Below are 3076 nucleotides of genomic sequence, written 5' to 3'. Positions count from 1 at the left end.
CGCCACGCCGGCCCCGTGTGCCTGGTGGAGCTGGCGTCGGTGACCGCCGGGTCGGCCGTCGCGCCAGCGGTGCTGGCCGCGCTGGACCTGCGCGACGCCGGGCTGCGCGCCCCGGGCGGCCCCCGTGACCTCACCGACCGGCTGGTCGCGGCGCTGACCGACAGGCAGCTGCTGCTCGTGCTCGACAACTGCGAGCACGTCATCGACGACGCGGCCCGACTGGCCGCCCGGCTGCTCGCCGCCGCGCCCGGCCTGCGGGTGCTGGCCACCAGCCGGGAACCGCTCGGCCTCACCGGCGAGGCGCTGTGCCCGGTCGGCGGGCTGCCGGTGCCGGCCGGACCGGTCCCACCGGAGGCCGCCACCGCCTACGCCGCGGTGCGACTGTTCACTGACCGGGCCGCCGACGTCGCGCCGGACTTCACCCTGGACGCGGCCACCGCGCCCGCGGTGCTGCGGATCTGCCGCACCCTCGACGGCCTGCCCCTGGCGCTGGAACTGGCCGCGGCCCGGCTGGGCGCCCTACCCGTGGAGGAGGTGGCGGCGCGGCTGGACGACCGGTTCCGGCTGCTGCGCCGCGGCGACCGGGCGGCGCAGCCCCGACACCGGACGTTGGAGGCGGTGGTGGAGTGGAGCTGGGACCTGCTGGGCGAGCCGGAGCGGCGACTGGCCGCCCGGATGGGCGTGTTCGCCGGCGCCGCCGACCTGCCCGCGGTGCAGGCGGTGGCCGGGCCGGCCGCCGGCGCCGCGCCCGCACGGGCTGCCGCTCGCCTCGTACGGCTCGCGACTGGTCGCCCGCCTGATCGACTTCGGCGTGGTGTTCCTGCTCAACGCCGTGGTCAACGGCTGGTTCGTCTGGCGCTACTTCGAGGCGATCTCGCCCTACCTGCGCGAGTCGATGCGCCGGGCCCTGAACGGGGACACCTCCACCGAGGGCCTGCCGCAGATCGACGAGCAGGCCGGCGGGCTGCAGATCGCCATCCTGCTGATCGCCACCGCGCTCTGGTACGCGTACGAGGTGCCGTCGATGGCGGCCCGCGGGCAGACCTTCGGCAAGCGGGTGATGGGCGTACGCGCGGTGCCGATCGAGGCGGACCAGCCGCTCGGCTTCGGCCGGGCCACCCGGCGCTGGAGCACGATGGGCCTGCCGACGCTGCTCTGGTACTGCTGCGGCCTGGGTCTGCTGCTCCAGTTCGTCGACGCGGTCTCGCCGCTCTTCGACCAGCCGCTGCGCCAGGCGCTGCACGACAAGCGGGCGCAGACCGTGGTGGTCCAGCTCCCCCGCGACCGGACCGACCCCCGTACCGCCCCGCGCGACCGCGCCGACCCCCCGGGAGACACCCCATGACCGACACCGGACGTCACCAGCCTCCGCTGCGGCTCACCCGCGCCGACCTGGACGCGCTGCCCAACTACGTGCCGGGCCGCAGTCCGGCCGACCTGGCCCGGGAACTGGGCCTGGCCGAGGCGATCAAGCTGGCCAGCAACGAGGTCCCCTTCGGCCCGTTGCCCGGCGTGGTGGAGGCGGTCGCCGAGGCGGTGGCCGGTTCGCACCGCTACCCGGACATGGGCGTGGTGGCGCTGCGCCAGGCGCTGGCCGAGCGGTACGGCGTGGACGCCGACCGGATCGCCACCGGCTGCGGTTCGGTGGCGCTGGCCGAGCACCTGGTGCGGGCCACCTGCCTGCCCGGTGACGAGCTGCTGTACTCGTGGCGCTCGTTCGAGGCGTACCCGATCATCGCGGCGACCAGCGGCGCGACGAGCGTGCGGGTGCCCAACGACGCCGGGCACGGGCACGACCTGGACGCGATGGCGGCGGCGGTGACCGACCGGACCCGGATGGTCCTGGTCTGCAACCCGAACAACCCCACCGGTACGGCGGTGCGCCGGGCCGAGCTGGACCGCTTCCTCGACGCGGTGCCGGACGACGTGCTGGTGGTGATCGACGAGGCGTACCGGGAGTTCGTCACCGACCCGGAGGTGCCGGACGGCCTGACCTACCTGGACCGGCCGAACGTGGCGGTGTTGCGCACGCTGTCCAAGGCGTGGGGCCTGGCCGGGCTGCGGATCGGCTGGCTGGTCGCGGCGCCGGAGGTGGCCGCCGCCGTCCGCAAGGTGGTCACGCCGTTCTCCACCAGCACGGCCGCCCAGGCCGGCGCGCTCGCCGCGCTGACCCAGGCCGACGAGGTCGAGCGGCGCTGCGCACTGGTGGTGGCCGAGCGGGACCGGGTCACCGAGGCGCTGCGCAAGTTCGTCCCGGACGTGCCGGAGAGCCAGGCCAACTTCGTCTGGCTGCCGCTGGGCGAGCGCGCGGTGGCGTTCGGCAAGGCGTGCGAGGCGCGCGGTGTGATCGTCCGGCCGTTCCCGGGCGACGGGGTGCGGGTCACCATCGGCACCCCGGTCGAGAACGACGCGTTCCTGGCCGCCGCCGAGGCCGCGCTGGCCTGATCGGGGTGCGTCCGGGGCCGGTCCGTCAACCCCCTACGGACCGGCCCCGGGCGCCTCGTCCGACGACCATCGGATGGAAGCACTATAGTGGCTTTTGTCTGTTTTGACCGCTGATCCGGTCAGGTGGCGGCGAGCAGCACCGGCTCCGCCATCAGGAAGTAGCCCTGGTCGTCGTCCTCCGGCCGGGCCCGCTCCCGCAGCCGCTCCACCGCGACGTAGCCGTCCACCGCGTACGCCCGGCCCGGCCGCCAGGCGATCCCGTCCCGCCCGAGGTCCAGCACGGACGCCGACCGGGTCGCGCCGGTGATCGGATCCAGCGTGACCAGTTCCCGCCGGTCCGTCAGCAGGTGCACCCGCCCCGGCTCGACCGCCAGCACCCGGGCCGGATGGATGTCCGCCCGCCGCCACAGCTCCGCACCGGTGCGCGGCGACCGCCCGACCACCACCGGGCCGGACGTGTCCACCACCCGCTCGCCGTCCAGCGCCGTGTCCGGCCCGTCCAGGCCCGGCGCGGCGGTCGGCTCGCCCGGGTCCGCCACCAGCCAGCCCCGGCTGTTCTCGCCGCCCGGCCCGGCGGTCCGCAGCCCCCGGCAGCCGGAGTGCCCGTCACGGCATCCGACCGCGGTGACCA

3 protein-coding genes and 1 pseudogene are annotated in these 3076 nt (G+C 75.8%); 2 read left to right on the top strand and 2 right to left on the bottom strand.

What is annotated here, in order from left to right:
* The coding region (locus tag HUW36_RS34180; RefSeq protein ID WP_217428900.1) for a hypothetical protein at positions 1–198 on the bottom strand (198 nt) is incomplete at its 3' end.
* A gap of 613 nt (positions 199–811) precedes the next feature.
* On the opposite strand from HUW36_RS34180, the gene HUW36_RS35340 reads away from it, so the two are divergent.
* Together HUW36_RS35340 and hisC are read left to right on the top strand one after the other, a co-directional pair.
* Positions 812–1345, top strand: a complete 534-nt coding sequence (locus tag HUW36_RS35340; RefSeq protein WP_425487278.1) for an RDD family protein — start codon at positions 812–814, stop codon at positions 1343–1345.
* Positions 1342–2445, top strand: a complete 1104-nt coding sequence (hisC, locus tag HUW36_RS29430; RefSeq protein ID WP_174531095.1) for a histidinol-phosphate transaminase — start codon at positions 1342–1344, stop codon at positions 2443–2445. Before HUW36_RS35340 ends, hisC begins: the two co-directional genes overlap by 4 nt.
* 119 nt (positions 2446–2564) lie before the next feature.
* On the opposite strand, the pseudogene HUW36_RS29425 reads toward hisC, so the two are convergent.
* Positions 2565–3076: pseudogene (locus tag HUW36_RS29425) on the bottom strand (outer membrane protein assembly factor BamB family protein); the annotation flags it as partial.

The organism is Micromonospora maritima, from assembly GCF_902825405.1.
GTDB lineage: Bacteria > Actinomycetota > Actinomycetes > Mycobacteriales > Micromonosporaceae > Micromonospora > Micromonospora maritima.
This window is presented reverse-complemented; position numbering and strand designations above follow the sequence as displayed.